Below are 16959 nucleotides of genomic sequence, written 5' to 3' on the forward strand. Positions count from 1 at the left end.
TTCTCGGCGCGTTTTCCGATCACGCCGCCGTCGCCTTGATGGTGCTCCTTTTTCGGAAGGGACGGACCGCCGATGCCTGTGCGCGCCCACGAACGGCTCCACACGCTTGTCGTCGGGGGTCTGCTCGCGATTGCCACGGTGCTGGTCGAGATCGTCTACCGGCTTCCGCCGTATCCCTCCGACCAGCTCTATTACTTCGATTTCGCCGAGAGTTTTCCCGCTAGTCCCCTGGCCGACAACTCACTTTTTCTCCAGCGATTCGTTCATCAGTTCCTGCGGTACGGACTTGTCTTTCCGATGCGTCTCGCCCAGGAGGTTTTCGGGTATTCGCAGGGGGCCTATCTGTTGGTGCCTGTCGCCGCCGGAGTCGCTCTCGCCGTCGGCGTGTATCTGCTCGGCGTCCTTCTCGTCAACCGCACGGTGGGGGTGGCGGGCGCCGTCCTCACCGTCGGCAACTCCATCGTCTTCCCGGAGCTCACCCAGCCTCTGCCCGACCTGCTCGCCACGTCGCTCTTCTGCTGGGCCGTCGTCGTCGCGGTCGCGATCCGGCAGCGTCGGCGCGTCGTGACCGTGACCCGGCGGCGGGAGACCGTTGCGCTGCTCGTCCTGGGCGTACTCCTAGGGTGGAGCTATCTGACCCGTGAGTACATCGTGTTCTGTTGGCCGCTCATCCCGCTCCTCTTCCTCCGGCGGGTTCCACTGCGCAGGTGGCTGTGGGTGGCGTTGCCGCTCGTGGTCATCGGCGGCGGCGAGGCCATCGTCAACGCGGTCCTCTTCGGCGACCCACTGGCGCGCCTGCACGCCTCCGCCGCACACGGGAGCGTCGCGCCGGCGGTCACGGACTTCCTCGGGCACAGCCGCCGTTGGTATCTGACCCGGGTGCTCGCGGTTCTCGGCGCGGCGCCGGAGGGTCAGTGGCTCAAGGGCGCGCTCGTCGTCACGGTGCTCGGTGCGGTGTTCTCGCGCAAGCTGGTGGTCCTCGCCGCCTGGGCCGTACTGTTCTACGTCCCGTTGGTCGCGTTCGGTGGCGTCATCGATCCCGACCATCCGATGGTCCGGATCCTCAAGGAGCGCTACTGGCTGCCGCTCATGCCCGCGATCATGCTGGGCGCTGTGGTTGCCGGTTGGCTCGTCGTTCATGCGGTGGTGCGGCGGGCGCCGCCCGTTCGTGCGTACGCCGGAGTCGCCGCGGGTGTCGCCGCACTCGCGGTCGCCGTGGTGCCCGTGAGCATCGCCCAGCACGTCCGCATGACCGATCGCGACGATCCGCTGAACGCGACGTACGCCGTCAACGGTGGTACGCAGCTGGAACAGTTTCGCTCCTGGTTGGCCGCGGACGGCGGCGACGTCGACACGATCTGGGCCGACCAACGCTCGGTCCGGCTGGTGCGGGTCTTCGTCAACGGCACGTTCGGCGAGCCCGTCTGGCGCGGTCGGATCGCCACCTGGTACACGCCGGAGCAGGTGCCCGCCGGCACGGCGGCGGAGGCGCCGCAGGCCGGCGATCACGTCATGTTCTACAGCCTCCGGTCCACGATCTGCGGATACTGCCGCGGCAACGCCGAGGTCCTTCTCGACAGCCGGCCGGCGAGACCGCCGGCGACCTGGCGGCTCGTGTTCACCACCGACGACGACGTGGTCCAGGTCTACGAGATCCGCTGACAGGCAGGCCCGCGGGCTACCAGAGCGTGAAGGAGTCGGCCAAGACCTCACCCAGGAGTCCGGCGGTGGCCTCGATCGGCGCGAGCGCGAGGATCCGCTGCTGCTTGAGGGCGCCGTCGACCAGGGCGTCGACGTCGGTCGGCTCGTAGCCCACCGCGCCGAGGCCGTTGGGCAGGCCGGTGTCACGCATCAGCCGGCGAATCGCCGCCGGTAGCCGTTCCCGCTCGTCGGCCATGGTGTCCGTGGCGGGATCGAGTACGTGCGCCGCCTCGAGGTGGCGATCGGGGCTGGATTCGTACGTACGCCGGAACGCCGCCGGAGCGGTCAGCACGACCGCCATCCCGTGCGGGACCATCGCCTCGCTCTCCGGATAGTCGGCGGGGCGGAAGTCGCGTACCTGCCCCGCGATCGGATAGGCGCACGCATGCGGGAGGTGGACACCCGCGTTCCCGAAGCCCAGACCGGCGAACAGGGCCGCCTGCAACAGGTCCGTCCTGGCCGCGAGGTCGCTCCCGTCGCGGTAGGCGACCCGCAGCGAGCGGGCGAGCAACGGCAGCGCCTGCTGGACCCAGATGTCGGAGATCGGGTTGGCGCCGCAGTAGGCCACCCGTTGCTCGGGCCGGCGCCTCGGGAAGCTGTCGTACGGCCTTGCCGTGAACGACTCCAACGCATGGCACAACACGTCGAACGCCGTCGCCGCCGTGACGCCGGGCGGCACGGACAGGGTGACCGTCGGGTCGACCACGGCGAGCACAGGTCGCAGCCGCGGATGACTGATGCCGGTCTTCACCCGTTCGGCCAGCAGGTCCATGACGCAGACAGCCGTGCTCTCGGCGCCGGTGCCGGCGGTCGTCGGGACCGCGACCAGCGGTTTGACCGGTCCCGGCGGCGCGAGCCCGCGGCCGATCGGCGGATTGACGTAGCCGAGCAGGTCGCCCGGATACGAGGTCAGCAGGTTGACGGCCTTGGCCGTGTCGATGCTCGAACCGCCGCCGACCGCGACGAACCCGTCCCAGCGCCCGCCGGCGGCGGTGTCGACGGCCGCCTGGATGCTCTCGTCGGTCGGCTCGACGTGGACACCGTCGTAGAGAGCGGCCACCAGCCCGGCCGCCCGCAGCTGCTCGACGACCCGCTGGGGTGTCCCCGTGGCGGCGACGCCGGCATCGGTCACCACCAGCACCCGCGTCGCACCCAGCGCGGCGACGTCGTACCCGATCTCCTCGATGGCACCGGCTCCGAACTTCAGTGCCGGTCCGCCCCAGGTGAACACCGTCTCCTGCATGCCTACCGTCTCCCGCATGCGTTACCGCCTCCCGCGACGTTCGGAAATGGGTTTGCGCGCCGGCGCTGCCTGCTGTGACCGTGACCCACATGCCGCCGGAACGCAAGGCGGCGGCAGCCAACGGATCGTGCCGGACCCCCTCAGGAGCACCGATGACACGACCCACACCGAACACACCGTCGGAAGCCGCGTGCTGGCGGCGCGATGCCGTTCAACCGCTCATCGACGTGTACGCCGGAGAGCCCGACGTCGAAGCGGTCATGCTCAGTGGCTCGGCCGCCCGTGGAAACGCCGACCGCTGGTCCGATGCCGAGATCGGGGTGTTCTGGTCGCGTCCTCCGGCAGAGGACGAGCGTCGGCGGCTCGCCCTGGCCGGCGGCATGCGGGACGCCCATATCTTCCCGCTCTACGAGCCCGAAGCGGTCTGGTGCGACGACATCTATCTCGGCGGGCCGATCGGGGCCGGCCTCCTGGTGGAGGTCGTCCACGCCGAGACCGTGGCCACCGAGAAGGCACTCGCCGCCGTCTTCGACGACCACGATCCGGACCCGGCCGGGCTGAACCGCGCCCAGGGTGTCGTGGACGGGATCGCCTACCACGGTCAGGAGCTACTCGCCGGCTGGAAGCGACGGGCAGCGGCGTACCCGCGTGAGCTCGCGGTCGCGGTCGTCGAGCGGGCTGGCGTGATCGACCACTTCTGGCGCTGGGAGATGTACGCCGAACGACGGAATCCGGCGATGCTGGCCCAGCACTTCGCCGCCGTCTGCGAGCAGGTCGTCATGATGCTCCTCGCGCTCAACAGGCGGTACGGACCGAACCTGAAGTGGCTCCCGGCGATCGCCGTGTCCCTCGACCACGCGCCGCCTGGTCTGGCCGACCGCATCGGCACCGTGTTCGCGTCGGAACCGGCCGTCGCGGCGACGCTGCTCACCGACCTCGTGCGGGAGACGTTCGACCTGGTGGAAGCCGGCCTGCCCGAAGCTGACGTGGACCGGCTCCGGCGTGTCTTCGGCCACCGTCGCCTCCCCCTCGACGAGCTTCCGGCGAGCTGACCAGCGGCGACTCGTGGTGGACGTACCGGTCACGCCGCGTTCGGTTGCCGTTTTCGCCCACCAGGTACCGTCGGAGGACGTGACCACGACGACAGGCGGCCCGGGCCGCACGACAGCCGCCCTCGCCGCGGACGCCGTCCTTCTCGACCTCGACAGCACCCTGGTCAACTCGCTGCCGTCCCTCATCCGGTCGTGGAGCCGATGGGCCGAGGAGCACGCCCTCACTCCCGCACAGGTGCGCGCGGCCCTGGGACATGGGCTGACCGCGGCGGCCATCGTCGCGCGGCTGCTTCCGCCGGAGCGGAGAGCCGCCGCGCTTGCGCGGGTCGGCGAACTCGAGACCGCTGACGTCGCCGACGTCACGGCGTTGCCGGGCGCGAAGGCCCTGGTAGCCGCCCTCCCACCCGACCGCTGGGCGATCGTGACGTCCGGTAACCAGCTGGTCGCGAGGGCGCGGCTCCGGGCAGCCGGCCTCCCCGAGCCGACCGTCCTGGTCACCGCCGACGACGTGGGCAGGGGCAAGCCCGATCCCGAGCCCTACCTTCTCGGCGCGCGGCGGGTCGGGGCTGACCCGGCGCGGTGTCTCGTCGTGGAGGACGCGCCGGCCGGCCTCGCCGCCGCCCGTGCGGCCGGGATGAGGGCCATCGGCGTGACGACGACGCACCCCGCGGCCGATCTCGACGCCGACGTCGTTGTCGAAGGGCTACAGAACCTTCGCGTCGAGCTTGACGGTGCCGCGCTCACCATCGTGGTGAACGGCGAGGCATGATGGGTCGTCCTGTTCAGCCCGTGTGATCGGCCAGGAGCCCGGCCCTGTCCGGCCGTGGCACCTGCCGGCATGCAGGGCACACCCGCAGGAGGTCACTCATGGGGGCATCCCCTGTCCGGAACGTCGACGCCCGAGCAGCCGCCACGGTGGAGGCGCCCCGCCGCGTCGCGTTGCCGACGCTCCACACCGCCGTGTCCGTGTGCGTCCTCGCACTCGTCCTCGCCCTCACCGCGTGCACCGCGGGCAGCCGGACCGGATCGAACACGTCCGGCCCTGGCGCCGGACGCGAGTCCGCGCTCGACGTCGGTTTCATCGCCGAGCCGGCAAGCCTGGACTTCACGAAGAACGACGGCGCCGCGATCCCCCAGGCGCTGCTCGTCAACGTCTACGAAGGGCTCGTCAAGCTCGACGGCGACGGCGAGATCGTGCCGTTGCTGGCGAAGACGTGGGAGGTCAGCCGGGATCGCCGGACCTACACGTTCACCCTGCGGGAGGGGGTGAGGTTCAGCAATGGCGATGACTTCACCGCCGAGGACGCCGTTTTCAGCATCAACCGCGTCAGGACCGACTGGACAGTCTCGCTGAAGTCGGGAATGGACGTGGTTGAGCGGGCCGATGCGGTCTCGCCGACGACGCTGAGGGTCACGCTGAAGCGCCCCAGCAACTCCTGGCTCTTCGCGATGACGACCCGGATCGGCGCGATGTTCTCGACCGCCGGGGTCTCCGATCTCGCGACCGTCCCCGTCGGCACCGGCCCCTACGCGATGTCGCGGTGGACCCGCGGCGACGCCCTCGTGCTGGAGGCCAGGAAGGGCTACTGGGGACGTCAACCGGACCTTGACACGGTGACGCTCCGGTACTTCAAGGACCCGACGGCGATGAACAATGCCATGCGTACGGGCGGAATCGACGTCGTGAGCACGGTGCAGACGCCGGAGAGCCTGGCGGAGTTCGCCGACACGTCGAAGTACCGCGTGATCGAGGGGACGAGCAACGGCGAGGTGGTCCTGTCGTTCAACCATGGCAAGGCACCGTTGACAGACCGCCGGGTGCGGCAGGCGCTGTGCCTCGCGATCGACCGGCAAGCCATCCTTGACACCGCCTGGGCGGGTCACGGCACGCTGATCGGCTCGATGGTGCCACCGACGGATCCGTGGTACGAAGACCTGTCGCGGACCTATCCCCACGACCCCGCCCGGGCGAAGCGGCTGCTCGCCGAAGCGGGCGTCGAGTCGCTCCGGCTCCGGCTGCGGATCCCCAACCTGCCTTACGCGGTGGCGGCCGCGCAGGTCGTCAAGAGCCAACTCGCCGACGTGGGCGTGACCGCGTCGATCGATGTCCTGGAGTTCCCGGCCCGCTGGCTCGACGACGTGTTCACCAAAGCCGACTACGACATGTCGATCATCGCCCACGTCGAACCGCGCGACCTCGCCAGCTGGGGCAACCCGGACTACTACTGGCGCTACGACAATCCCCGGGTGCGAACGCTGCTTGCCGAGGCCGACGCCGGCACCCCCGCCGAGCAGGTCGCACTGCTGCGCCGGGCAGCCCGGATCCTCGCGGACGATGCCGCGGCCGACTGGCTGTTCCTGCTGCCGAACCTCATGGTGACCACACCCGAGGTCAAGGGCCTGCCGACCAACGTCGTGTCGGAGTCGTTCGACCTGACCTCCGTGTCGGTCCGTCCGACCTGAGCCTGCCGCCTCATGCTGTACCGCATCGTCGTCCGTACCGGTGTCTTCGCCGCCAGCCTGGTCGGTGCGAGCGTCGTGGTGTTCGCGTTCATGGCGGTGCTTCCCGGCGATCCCGCCCGTGTCGCGTTGGGTGTCAACGCCACGCCGGCGGCCGTTGCCCAACTGCAGGAGGAGTTCGGCACCGACCGGGCGCTCACGGCGCGGTACCTCGACTGGGTGGGCGGACTCGCCGTCGGTGACTTCGGCCGGTCCTACGTCACGCACGAGGCGATCGGCCCGCAGGTCCTCGACCGGCTGGGTGTCACCTTGTGGCTGGTGGGGTCGGCGATGGTGGTGGCGCTGGTCCTCGCCGTGCCGCTCGGCACGGTCATGGCGCTCCGGCACCGCCAGCTGTCCGGCCTCGCGTTGTCGGCAATGAGCCAGCTCGGCATCGCCGTTCCCGCGTTCCTGGGCGGGATTCTCGCGGTCGCGTTCTTCTCCGTACGCCTGGGCTGGTTGCCGTCGGGTGGGTGGGTGGCACCGGCCGAGAACCCGGTGGACTTCGTCCGTCACCTGGTCCTTCCGGTGGCGGCGCTCGGTGTCGCGCAGGCCGCCGTGCTGGCGCGGTACGTGCGTTCGGCGATCCTCGACGTGCTCCGGGAGGACTACCTCCGCACCGCCCGGGCCAAGGGTCTCACTCCGGGCAGGGCCCTTGTCCGGCATGGGTTCCGCAACGCCGCGATCCCAGTCACCACCGTGCTCGGGCTGCAACTCGCGACCCTGCTCGTCGGCGCCATCGTGGTCGAACGCGTCTTCGTCATCCCGGGGCTCGGCAGCCTGTTGCTCGACGGCGTGGCCAACCGTGACCTGCTGCTCGTGCAGGGCGTCGTCATGGTGATCGTCGTCGTGGTCCTGATCGTCAACTATGTCGTCGATCTGTGCTACACGGCCCTCGATCCGCGGTTGCGGGTGAGCCCATGAAGCCCTTCGAGACACCATCGGTGGTGCCCGCACCTGCGCCGCCGGGGCGGGGCCCGCGGCGACGAGCTGTCAACCCGTCCTTGCTCGCCGGCGGAGTCCTCGTGGGTGCGATCGTCGTCGTGGCCTTGCTGTCCTACGCCTGGACTCCCCACGACGCGTTCCGGATCGACAGCGCCCGCCGGTTGCTCGACCCCACCGGGACGTACTGGCTCGGCACCGACAAGTTCGGCCGCGACATCGCCAGCAGGCTGATGATCGGTGCGCGGACCACCCTGTTCGTCGGGGTCGTCGCCGTCGGGACTGCCGCGCTGGTCGGCACCCCGCTCGGCGTCGTCGCCGGGATGGCTCGCGGCTGGCGGAGCGGACTCCTCCTGCGCGCTTCGGACCTGGCGCTGGCGTTTCCCGCGCTGCTGCTGGCCATCATGTTCGGTGCGGTGTTCGGAGCGAGCACGCTGACGGCGATGGTGGCGATCGGGCTCGCCAGCGTTCCGGCGTTCGTCCGGATCGTGCGCGCCGGCACGCTGCGGGTGATGGCGACCGAGTACGTCCTCGCGGCGAGGGCCGCGGGACGCCGGCGGTTCGGCATCGGGCTGCGGCACGTGCTCCCCAACGTCATGGGACTCGTCATCGTCCAGGCGTCGGTGTCGTTCGCGATCGCCGTACTCGCCGAGGCCGGCCTTTCCTTCCTCGGTTTCGGCACGGCCCCGCCGACGCCCTCGTGGGGGCGGATGCTGCAGGAGTCGCAGGAACTGCTGTTCATCCATCCGCTGCTGGCGGTCTGGCCAGGACTCGCGATCGTCGCGGCCGTCCTCGGCTTCAACCTGCTGGGTGACGGCCTGCGCGACCGGTTCGACCCGCGGATGGAGGAGCGGTGAGCACACCTCCAGCGCTGACCGACGACGCCCCGGACGTACGCAAGGACGTCTTGACAGTCGCCGGGCTCGGTGTCGGGCGGCGGGGCGACCCCCTCGTACGCGACGTGACCTTCACCGTTGCCCCCGGCGAACGGGTCGGACTGATCGGCGAGTCGGGCTCCGGCAAGTCGCTGACGGCACTCGCCCTCATGGGCCTGCTCCCCGACGGCCTCGCACCGGTCGGGTCGGTGCATCTCGCCGGTGCCAGCCACGAGTTGCTCGGCGCCGGCGAACGCGCACTCTCCCGGCTCCGTGGCCACCGCATGAGCATGGTCTTCCAGGAGCCGATGTCCGCGCTCAACCCGGTGCTGCGGGTCGGCGACCAGATCGCCGAAGCCGTACGCATCCACCGGCCCGAGGTCGATCGCGCGATGGCACGCACCCGGGCGGTCGACCTGCTGGACCAGGTACGCCTACCCGATCCGGCGCGGACGGCGCGTGCGTACCCCCATCAGCTCTCCGGCGGCGGGCGCCAGCGGGTCATGCTCGCGATGGCACTCGCCAACAACCCGGCGGTGCTCATCTGCGACGAGCCGACCAGCGCGCTCGACGTCACCGTGCAGGCCCAGATACTCGACCTGATCGCCGACGGCCCCCTGCGCCGGGACGCCGGCCTGCTGTTCATCTCGCACGACCTCGCGGTCGTCGCGGCCGTGTGTAGCCGGGTGATGGTGATGCGGGCGGGCGAGATCGTCGAGGACGGGCCGGTCGCCGAGGTGCTGTCCCGGCCGAACCATCCACACACACAAACACTCATCGACGCGACTCGTCACGGCGGTCGCGAGCGGCGCCGTCGCCATCCGGTACGCCGTAACAGCGGTACGGAGACGCCGGTGCTCGAGCTCCGCCATGTCACCCGTACCTTCCCGCGGCGCCGCACGACGCTGCTGGCGACAACACCCCAGGTGCTGGCTCTCCACGACGTCAGCGTCCAGATCGCACCAGGAGAGCGGTTCGGCATCGTCGGTGAGTCCGGCTCGGGAAAGTCCACCCTGCTCCGGTTGCTCGCCGGCCTGGACCGTCCGAGCGGTGGCTCCGTCCACTTCGCCGGCAAAGACATCGGCCACCTTCCGGAACGCCGGCTGCGGTTCGTGCGGGACGACGTCCAGATCGTGTTCCAGGACCCGGCCGGTTCTCTCGATCCTCGGATGCGGGTACGTGAGATCGTGGCCGAACCGCTGGTCGCCCGCGGTGGCGGCCGGCGGTCGCGGGTCCGCGCGCACTCCGGTCGGGTCGACGATCTTCTCGCCGCGGTCGGACTTCCGCGCGATGCCGCGGACCGCTATCCGCACCAGTTCTCCGGTGGGCAGCGCCAACGCATCTCCATCGCTCGCGCCCTCGCACCCTCGCCCACCGTGCTCCTTGCCGACGAGCCGGTCAGCGCGCTCGACGCCTCGATCCGGGCGCAGGTCCTCGACCTCCTGGCATCGCTCGCGGATGCGTACGACCTCACGCTGGTCCTGGTGTCCCACGACCTGCACGTCGTGCGGCAGGTGTGCGACACGGTGGCCGTCCTCCACCAGGGTGAGATCGTCGAACACGGCCCGACCGAGGAGGTCTATGAACGGCCGGCGCATGCCTACACCCGGGCCCTCCTCGCGGCGGTTCCCACCCTGCCTGGGTGAGGAGTCAGGCCCTGGTCACCGCGGCAGAGGAGGTCCGCGCCGGGCATCCGGCACGGGCATCCGGCACGGGCATCCGGCACGGGCATCCACCACGGTGTCAGGTCCGCTGCTGACCTTGTTCGGCTTGGCTGATCGCCCACGCGGCGTTCACGAGACCGATGTGGCTGAACGCCTGCGGGAAGTTGCCCAACAACTCACCGGTGGCCGGGTCGACCTCCTCCGCGAGCAACCCGACGTCGTTGGCGCAGGCGACCGCGCGCTCGAAGGCGGACCGGGCGCGCTCGACCTGGCCGGACAACGCCAGCGCCTGCGCAAGCCAGAACGTGCACATCACGAACGTCCCCTCCGTACCGGCCAGGCCGTCCACGCCGTGCTCATCGACACCCCGCGCTGTCCGGTAGCGGTACACCAGCCCTCGCTCGTCCGTGAGCCGATCCTCGATGGCGTCGATGGTGGCGAGCAGGCGCGGATCGTCCGCGGGAAGGAAGCCGACGACCGGCATCATCAGGGCGGAGGCGTCCAATGCTGTGGACCCGAAGTACTGCGTGAACGCGCCCTCGGACTCGCACCATCCCTCGCCTACGACGGTCTGCCAGATCTCGTCACGCACCTGCCGCCACCGGTCGATCCGGTCCCCCGCCTCCAAGACGTCGGCAAGCTCGATCGCCCGGTCGACGGCGGCCCAGCACATCACCTTGGAGTAGAGGAAGTGCCGCGGTTCGCCGCGTATCTCCCAGATTCCCTGATCTGGTTCCCGCCAACGTTCGGCCGCGACGTCGGCGCAGGTCCGCAGGAACCTGCGGGTGTCGACGTCGATGTCGACGATCTGGTCGGCGAGCCGGTGCGCGGCGGTGAGAAGTTCGCCGTAGACGTCGATCTGCCGCTGGGTCCATGCGTCGTTGCCGATGCGTACGGGCCGGCTGTCGCGCCAACCGCGTAGGTGCGGCAGGGTGCGTTCGGTGAGGTCGTGCTCGCCACCGACACCGAACATGATCTGCAGCGCCTTGTCCGTGTCGAGCGACGGTGCGGCGGTGGCAAGGAAAGCGAAGAAGTCGCTGGCCTCGTCGGGACAGGCCGCCACCCAGAGGGCGTCCATGGTGAGACTCGCGTCGCGGACCCAGGAGTAGCGGTAGTCCCAGTTGCGTTCACCGCCCACACCCTCGGGCAGCGAAGTGGTCGCGGCCGCCACGATCGCGCCGCTGGGTTGGAAAGACAGTGCCTCCAGGACCCGACCACTGTGGTGGACCAGGTCACGCCAAGGACCGACGTACGCCTGATGGAGATCGGACCACGAACGCCACGCCCTGACCGTATCGGTCAGCCACCCGGCGATCTGCCCCTGCTCCCAGACCCGTGCCGGGGTCTCGTCCAGGGTCGAACGATGCAACGCGAATCTGAGTGTCTCCCCCCGTCGGAGCGTGGTGGAACCGCGCACGGTTCCGTCATTGGACGTGAGCGCCACGGGCGTCGTCAACACCAACCACTCCGCACCACCGCGGCTGGTGACGCCGTCGTCGACCGCGGACAGCAACGGAGTGATGAGGCCATACTCCGGGCGCGGGCGGTACTCGAGTTCGATCTCCGCCGTACCCTCGACACACGTGACCTCCCGGGCGAGGATGTGCGGCGCGCCGACACCGAGCAGGTGGTCGCCGTTGTGGCGGCCGAGCAGGAGTGCGTCGGTGAGGACGACAGTCCCGCGAGACGTACGAAATGTCGTGTCCAGCACCATCGTCCGTTCCCGGTACTCCCGGGTCACGGCGTAGTCGCCGACCGGGTGGATGGACCAGTGGCCGGCATCCTCGTCGAGGAGTCGCGCGAAGACCGACGGGCTGTCGAAGCGCGGAAAGCAGAGCCAGTCCAGCGACCCGGCGCGGCTCACGAGCGCGGCCGAGTGCCGATCGGAGAGCAGAGCGTAGTCGGCGATCGGCGTACTGCTCATGCCGTGCCCCTTTCGCATGACCACTGCGGTGCCTCACTCCGGCACACCTCGTACCTCGCCGTACCTCCGCGGGGGCTCCTCGCGCTCATGCCGTGCCCCTTTCGCATGACCACTGCGGTGCCTCACTCCGGCACACCTCGTACCTCGCCGTACCTCCGCGGGGGCTCCTCGCGCTCATGCTGGTCAGGCGACCACCAGGGCACTGGTGGCCGCCAGACCCAAAGGTCCCCCGTCAGGTGCTTCGGCGTTCCCAGGACTCGGTCCACCGCTGGAGATCCGCGAGCGCCTCCGGCCTGTCGGCGTATCGCCCGGCCAGGTCGGCAAGCATCGCCCGGCCCGCCCAGGCCAGGCAGGACGCAGGGATCGATCGCGCCGCCTCGCCGTATCCCGTGGCCCAGCCGTCAGCCAGCGTGACGAGCAGCTCGCGTTCGTACGGCTGCAATGTCGCGAAGGTCGGCTCGACCGTGAGCAGGGTGTAGCTGCGGGCGAGGTCGAGCAGAGGATGCCCCGCCCGGGCGTTGTCCCAGTCGAGGACGCCGCTGATCCGGTCACCGTCGACGAGGAGATTGAGCCCGTGCCAGTCCAGGTGGAGCAGCGAGGTGCCCTGCGGTAGTCCCTCGATCGGGGGTACGCCAGAGGTGGGCCATCCACCGCCGTCGCCATCGACGACGCCGCTGAGTGCCGGCGGTGCCGCCAGTGCGTGCAGCAGCCGTTGCGCCTCGCCCATGAGGGCGCCGATCCGGTGGGCATCGGCGGGGTTGGTGCGTACGGCGTCGAACACCGTCGCACCCGGAAGCCAGGACAGCAGCAGCACAGCGTCGAAGCCAATGTCGACCCGCTGGAGCACCTCCGGCACGGGGAGCCCGGCCCGGCCGGCGACCGCCATGACCGACTGCTGGCGTCCGATGGTGAAGTCGGATCCGGTCCGGAGCGCGAACGGACCACCCGGTGCGGTGACCTTCCACAGCTGGCCGGTGGCACCGCCGGCAGGTTCGGCCGTCGCGTCAGCCGGGAGTCCGACAATGGCCAGGAGTTCCGGCAGGTCGTGCTGGCCCGGTGCGTTCCGGGATGCCGCGCCCATGCTCACCGGCCCGCTCGCTCAGCGCACGACATGGCCGGTCTCCCGCAGGCGCGCCTTGACATCCCCGATCCGCAGCTCCCCGAAGTGGAAGACGCTCGCCGCGAGAACCGCGTCCGCTCCCGCGTCGACGGCCGGCGGGAAGTCCTCCGGCGTCCCGGCACCACCGCTGGCGATGAGCGGGATGTCGACGACGGCCCGGATGGCCCGGATCATCTCCAGGTCGTATCCGGCCTTCGTGCCGTCCGCATCCATCGAGTTGAGCAGGATCTCCCCGGCACCGAGCTCGGCTCCCCTGGCCGCCCACGCGACGGCGTCCATGCCGGTGCCGCGCCGGCCGCCGTGTGTGGTGACCTCGAAGCCGGACGGGAGCTCGCCAGCGGCGCCGACCGCGCGCCGGGCATCCAGCGAGAGCACCAGCACCTGCGAACCGAACCGCTGCGCGATCTCGGCGACCAGCTCCGGCCGGGCGATCGCCGCGGTGTTCACCCCCACCTTGTCCGCACCCGCCCGCAGCAGCCGGTCGACGTCCTCGACCGACCGGACCCCGCCCCCGACGGTGAGTGGGATGAAGACCTGGCCGGCCGTCCGGCGTACGACCTCGTAGGTGGTCTCGCGGCCGTGGGCGGAGGCCGAGACGTCGAGGAACGTCAGCTCGTCCGCACCCTCCGCGTCGTAGATCGTCGCCATCTCCACCGGATCACCCGCGTCGCGCAGATCGGCGAAGTTGACGCCCTTGACCACCCGGCCGGCGTCGACGTCAAGGCACGGGATCACCCGCACCGCGAGGCTGTTGCTCATACGGCGAACCTTAGCCGCCGCCCCGGTCAGGCCTCCCCGCCGAGCGGGGTGTGCCATCCTCGCGGCCCAGGCTCGACACCGCCGCCGCGGTGGCTCGAGCCCAGATGTCATCACCGGGAGGAGTCAGATGCCCGCGCCTACCCGGAGCGGATCGGATGGTGCTGCGCCAGGGCAGAAGCCACGGGACGTTGGCGACCTGTGGAAGGCAGGGGTGAGCGCGCGATGCGAAATCCCACGTCGTCGATGCGGAAGGTCGGGTGACTGCGCCGCCGAACCGAGGCCCGGCAGCTCCAATGCTCGTCCGCCCATCCACCGCCACGGAGCACACGGTAGGTGCCGTACACCTCGGCGTCGTAGACGTCCCAGCACCAGTCCCACACATTGCCCAGCATGTCGTACAGACCCCACGTGTTGGGCTCCTTGCCGCCAACGGGGCGGATTTGCCAGTCCGAGTTGCCCCGGTACCAAGCGATCTGGTCAAGCTGGCCATACCGAGGGCCGGTGGTACCCGCACGGCAGGCGTGCTCCCACTCAGCCTCGGTTGGCAGCCGGTACCCATCGGCAGAGGCGTTCCATTCGACCGCCTCTTCGTCGGCATGAAGTCGATAGGCGGATGTCAGCCCCTCACGCCGGGACAACGCGTTGCAGAACCGGACCGCGTCCCACCACGAAACGCCCTCAACAGGGAACCGGTCGCCTTGGGCAGTGCTCGGCCGTAGACCGGTGACCTGTGCGTACAACGACTGAGTGACTGGCATCGCTGCCATCTGGAACGGTGCAACCTCGACCGGCCAACTCGTCTGCGTCCGCCGGTCGGTGATGGTCACCTGTCCTGGCGGGACCGCGACCATCTCGTTGTCTGGCCCCGATTCCACCAGGCCACCCTACCCGGCGTCATCATCTGCTCTGTCGATCTTTCTGGAGTGAACTGAGGAGGCACCCACTATCGGAGCAGGAACGTCGCGTCAGGCCACAGCCTGACGCAATGCGTAGACGATGCGGCCAACGCGGCTCGAACAGACACCCGAAGCCGGCCGGGATACCGCGCCCCATCACGTTGTCCGCGCCAAGTAGCGCAATACCGCGTATACCAGCGATCCATCAACCGCCTCACCCGTCAGCACCATATCCACCACCTCTTGCCAGGGCTTGAGCACCACCTCGATTACCTCGTGCTCGTCGAGATTGTTGGCTCCAAGTTGCAATGTGCGTGCCACAAAGACATGGCAGGTGTGAGCAATCGTGCCTGGCAGCGGGTTATAACGCCCCAGCAGTTCTATTTCGTGGGCAATATAGCCGGTCTCTTCGGCCAATTCACGCTGCGCCGCTTCTCGAGGAAGCTCACCGACCTGAATTCCACCGGCGGGCAAGTCATACAGAACCTGCCGAAGTGGATGGCGGTATTGCCGCGTCAGCACTACTTGCTCATCCTCGGTAAAGGCCAAAACCGAGGATGACCCTGATGAATTGATGTAGTGAATGTCCATCTCGCCGCCGTCCGGTTTGCGTAGGCGATCCCGGACGATGGTAATCCAATTGCTGAAGACAACCTCTGAAGCGAGGACACTCCACTGTTGCGATGTGACGCCGTTCTCCATCACGTGACTCCTTGGCGGTAGAGGACTGGATCGAAGGGCCGCGCCGTTCGCCGGGGTCGAGACCGCTGGAGAGATCATGATCTCAGTCCCTGCCACCGAGTGGTCGACCTTGTGGCCTGGAAGCCGAGTCTCGGGTTCGATGCCAACTCGCTCGGCGCAGCCTCGTAGCTCCGAGTGCTGGGCATGCGTACGGCTTCGGCATCACCCCAGCTACCGGAGGGCTCCGGGCCGGGATCGGCCGTGGGCGGCCAGAAGGGGTCGAACCCGGTTGAGGCGGGTCGATCTCGCGGTCATGGTGAAGCAACTCTTCTCCGCCCGGGGGGCCGAGCGTTCACGTCGTCGACACCGGCGCCCGCGAGGCTGAGCGGACGTGTCATCACAGGGAGGGAACCACATGCCCGCACTTGCCCGGATTGGCGTGACCGCGGTCGCTGTCGCAGCAACTGTCGCCGCGCTGAGTGTCGTCCCGTTCGTTCGCGGTGGTGAGCCCGCCGAGCTCCGCCCGAGCGCGAGCGACGACGACGTACGCATGAACCAGATCCAGTTCATGGGGGCGCACAACGGCTATCACCGCGAGATGCAGGGTGCCGAGCTGGCCGAGGCACTGAAGATCGACCCAGGGCTGCCGCAGTGGTCCTACTACTCCCACGCCTCGATCCCGGACCTGTTGGAACGGCAGAACGTGCGCCACGTCGAGCTCGACCTGCTCCCGGACCCGGAGGGCGGCCTGTACAAGTTCCCGCTCCCCCGCCAACGCGCCGGCCTCGGCCCGATCGACGACCCGGACATGGCCGCTCCCGGCATGAAGGTGCAACACGTGCCGGATGTGGACTACACCACGACGTGCCGGACGTTCGTCCGCTGCCTGACGCAGGTGCGGACGTGGTCGAAGGCCAATCCGGGGCACGTCCCGATCATCCTGCAGCTCGAGCTGAAGCAGACCGACGACCGTTGGGAGCAGATCGGCGGCGCAGTGAGCCCGCCCTGGGACGCAGGGCTGCTGGACGCGGTCGACGCCGAGATCCGCTCGGTGTTCACCGAGACCGAACTCATCACCGCCGACGACGTCCGCAAGCCCGGCCTCACACTCGAGCAGTCCGTGCTCCGACACGGCTGGCCCACGCTGTCGTGGGCCCGCGGGAAGGTCCTGTTCTTCTTCGACAACGGTGGCGGCATCCGCGAGATGTACCTCGACGGCCGGCCCAACCTCGAGGGTCGCGCCGTCTTCACCCGAGGCGACATCGGCGCTCCGGACGCGGCCATCACCCAGATCAACGACCCCCGTGGTGCCAACACGGCGGCGATCCAGGACCTCGTGCGTCGGGGCTACTTCATCCGTACGCGGTCGGACGAACCCTTCGCCACCGTGAAGAACGAGGAGTTCAGCAGGGTGCGTACGGCGCTTGACAGTGGTGCGCAGCTGATCACGACGGACTTCCCGACGGTGGGCATGGCCGCGCGTTGGGACAGCGACTTCGTGGCCGAGCTTCCCGGTGGCGCCGTCGTACGGTGCAACCCGGTCTCCGCGCCCAGCTTCTGCCGCGACAAAGGGCTGGAGCGCTGACCCGGCAGTAGGCCGTCA

Annotated in this window: 14 protein-coding genes; 8 read left to right on the forward strand and 6 right to left on the reverse strand. The window is 69.4% G+C overall.

Annotated features, from left to right (window positions below; genetic code table 11):
* Nucleotides 1-72: 72 nt before the first annotated feature.
* Complete coding sequence (locus ABN034_RS01805) at nucleotides 73-1662, forward strand: hypothetical protein (protein ID WP_349689204.1); 1590 nt, start codon at nucleotides 73-75, stop codon at nucleotides 1660-1662.
* Nucleotides 1663-1678: 16 nt separating this feature from the next.
* Here ABN034_RS01805 and ABN034_RS01810 read toward each other — a convergent pair whose 3' ends face one another.
* Nucleotides 1679-2962, reverse strand: coding sequence for a hydroxyacid-oxoacid transhydrogenase (locus ABN034_RS01810; protein ID WP_349689205.1), 1284 nt, complete (start codon nucleotides 2960-2962; stop codon nucleotides 1679-1681).
* Nucleotides 2963-3096: 134 nt separating this feature from the next.
* Between ABN034_RS01810 and ABN034_RS01815 the strand changes: the two genes are divergently transcribed.
* The 6 genes from ABN034_RS01815 (at nucleotide 3097) to ABN034_RS01840 (ending at nucleotide 9958) form a co-directional block, all read left to right on the forward strand.
* Complete coding sequence (locus ABN034_RS01815; protein WP_349689206.1) at nucleotides 3097-3996, forward strand: DUF4037 domain-containing protein; 900 nt, start codon at nucleotides 3097-3099, stop codon at nucleotides 3994-3996.
* Nucleotides 3997-4075: 79 nt separating this feature from the next.
* A complete protein-coding gene (locus ABN034_RS01820) occupies nucleotides 4076-4765 on the forward strand; it encodes an HAD-IA family hydrolase (protein ID WP_349689207.1) in 690 nt (229 codons plus the stop codon).
* Nucleotides 4766-4863: 98 nt separating this feature from the next.
* The gene (locus ABN034_RS01825; RefSeq protein ID WP_349689208.1) at nucleotides 4864-6459 is read left to right on the forward strand and encodes an ABC transporter substrate-binding protein; all 1596 of its coding nucleotides are present in this window, start codon (nucleotides 4864-4866) and stop codon (nucleotides 6457-6459) included.
* Between the two features lie 12 nt (nucleotides 6460-6471).
* The gene (locus ABN034_RS01830) at nucleotides 6472-7419 is read left to right on the forward strand and encodes an ABC transporter permease (RefSeq protein ID WP_349689209.1); all 948 of its coding nucleotides are present in this window, start codon (nucleotides 6472-6474) and stop codon (nucleotides 7417-7419) included.
* Entirely contained in the window at nucleotides 7416-8294 is an 879-nt protein-coding gene (locus ABN034_RS01835) for an ABC transporter permease (protein ID WP_349689210.1), read from the forward strand. Before ABN034_RS01830 ends, ABN034_RS01835 begins: the two co-directional genes overlap by 4 nt.
* Nucleotides 8291-9958 carry a dipeptide ABC transporter ATP-binding protein gene (locus ABN034_RS01840; protein ID WP_349689211.1) on the forward strand — a complete coding sequence of 556 codons (1668 nt, stop codon included), beginning with the start codon at nucleotides 8291-8293 and terminating at the stop codon, nucleotides 9956-9958. Before ABN034_RS01835 ends, ABN034_RS01840 begins: the two co-directional genes overlap by 4 nt.
* 97 nt (nucleotides 9959-10055) lie before the next feature.
* On the opposite strand, the gene ABN034_RS01845 is transcribed toward ABN034_RS01840, so the two are convergent.
* From ABN034_RS01845 to ABN034_RS01865, 5 genes are all read right to left on the reverse strand, one after another.
* On the reverse strand, nucleotides 10056-11900 hold the full coding sequence (locus ABN034_RS01845; protein WP_349689212.1) for a glycoside hydrolase family 15 protein: 1845 nt from the start codon (nucleotides 11898-11900) through the stop codon (nucleotides 10056-10058).
* A 232-nt stretch (nucleotides 11901-12132) separates the two neighbouring features.
* Complete coding sequence (locus ABN034_RS01850) at nucleotides 12133-12981, reverse strand: phosphotransferase family protein (RefSeq protein WP_349689580.1); 849 nt, start codon at nucleotides 12979-12981, stop codon at nucleotides 12133-12135.
* Between the two features lie 18 nt (nucleotides 12982-12999).
* Nucleotides 13000-13779, reverse strand: a complete 780-nt coding sequence (gene hisF / locus ABN034_RS01855) for an imidazole glycerol phosphate synthase subunit HisF (protein WP_349689213.1) — start codon at nucleotides 13777-13779, stop codon at nucleotides 13000-13002.
* A gap of 137 nt (nucleotides 13780-13916) precedes the next feature.
* Nucleotides 13917-14654, reverse strand: coding sequence for a formylglycine-generating enzyme family protein (locus ABN034_RS01860; protein ID WP_349689214.1), 738 nt, complete (start codon nucleotides 14652-14654; stop codon nucleotides 13917-13919).
* A 177-nt stretch (nucleotides 14655-14831) separates the two neighbouring features.
* Nucleotides 14832-15377, reverse strand: a complete 546-nt coding sequence (locus tag ABN034_RS01865) for an NUDIX hydrolase (protein WP_349689215.1) — start codon at nucleotides 15375-15377, stop codon at nucleotides 14832-14834.
* 394 nt (nucleotides 15378-15771) lie between these two features.
* Between ABN034_RS01865 and ABN034_RS01870 the strand changes: the two genes are divergently transcribed.
* Nucleotides 15772-16941, forward strand: coding sequence for a phosphatidylinositol-specific phospholipase C1-like protein (locus ABN034_RS01870; protein WP_349689216.1), 1170 nt, complete (start codon nucleotides 15772-15774; stop codon nucleotides 16939-16941).
* The last annotated feature ends 18 nt before the right edge of the window (nucleotides 16942-16959 follow it).

The sequence above is a fragment of the Actinopolymorpha sp. B11F2 genome, assembly GCF_040195635.1.
Taxonomy (GTDB): domain Bacteria; phylum Actinomycetota; class Actinomycetes; order Propionibacteriales; family Actinopolymorphaceae; genus Thermasporomyces.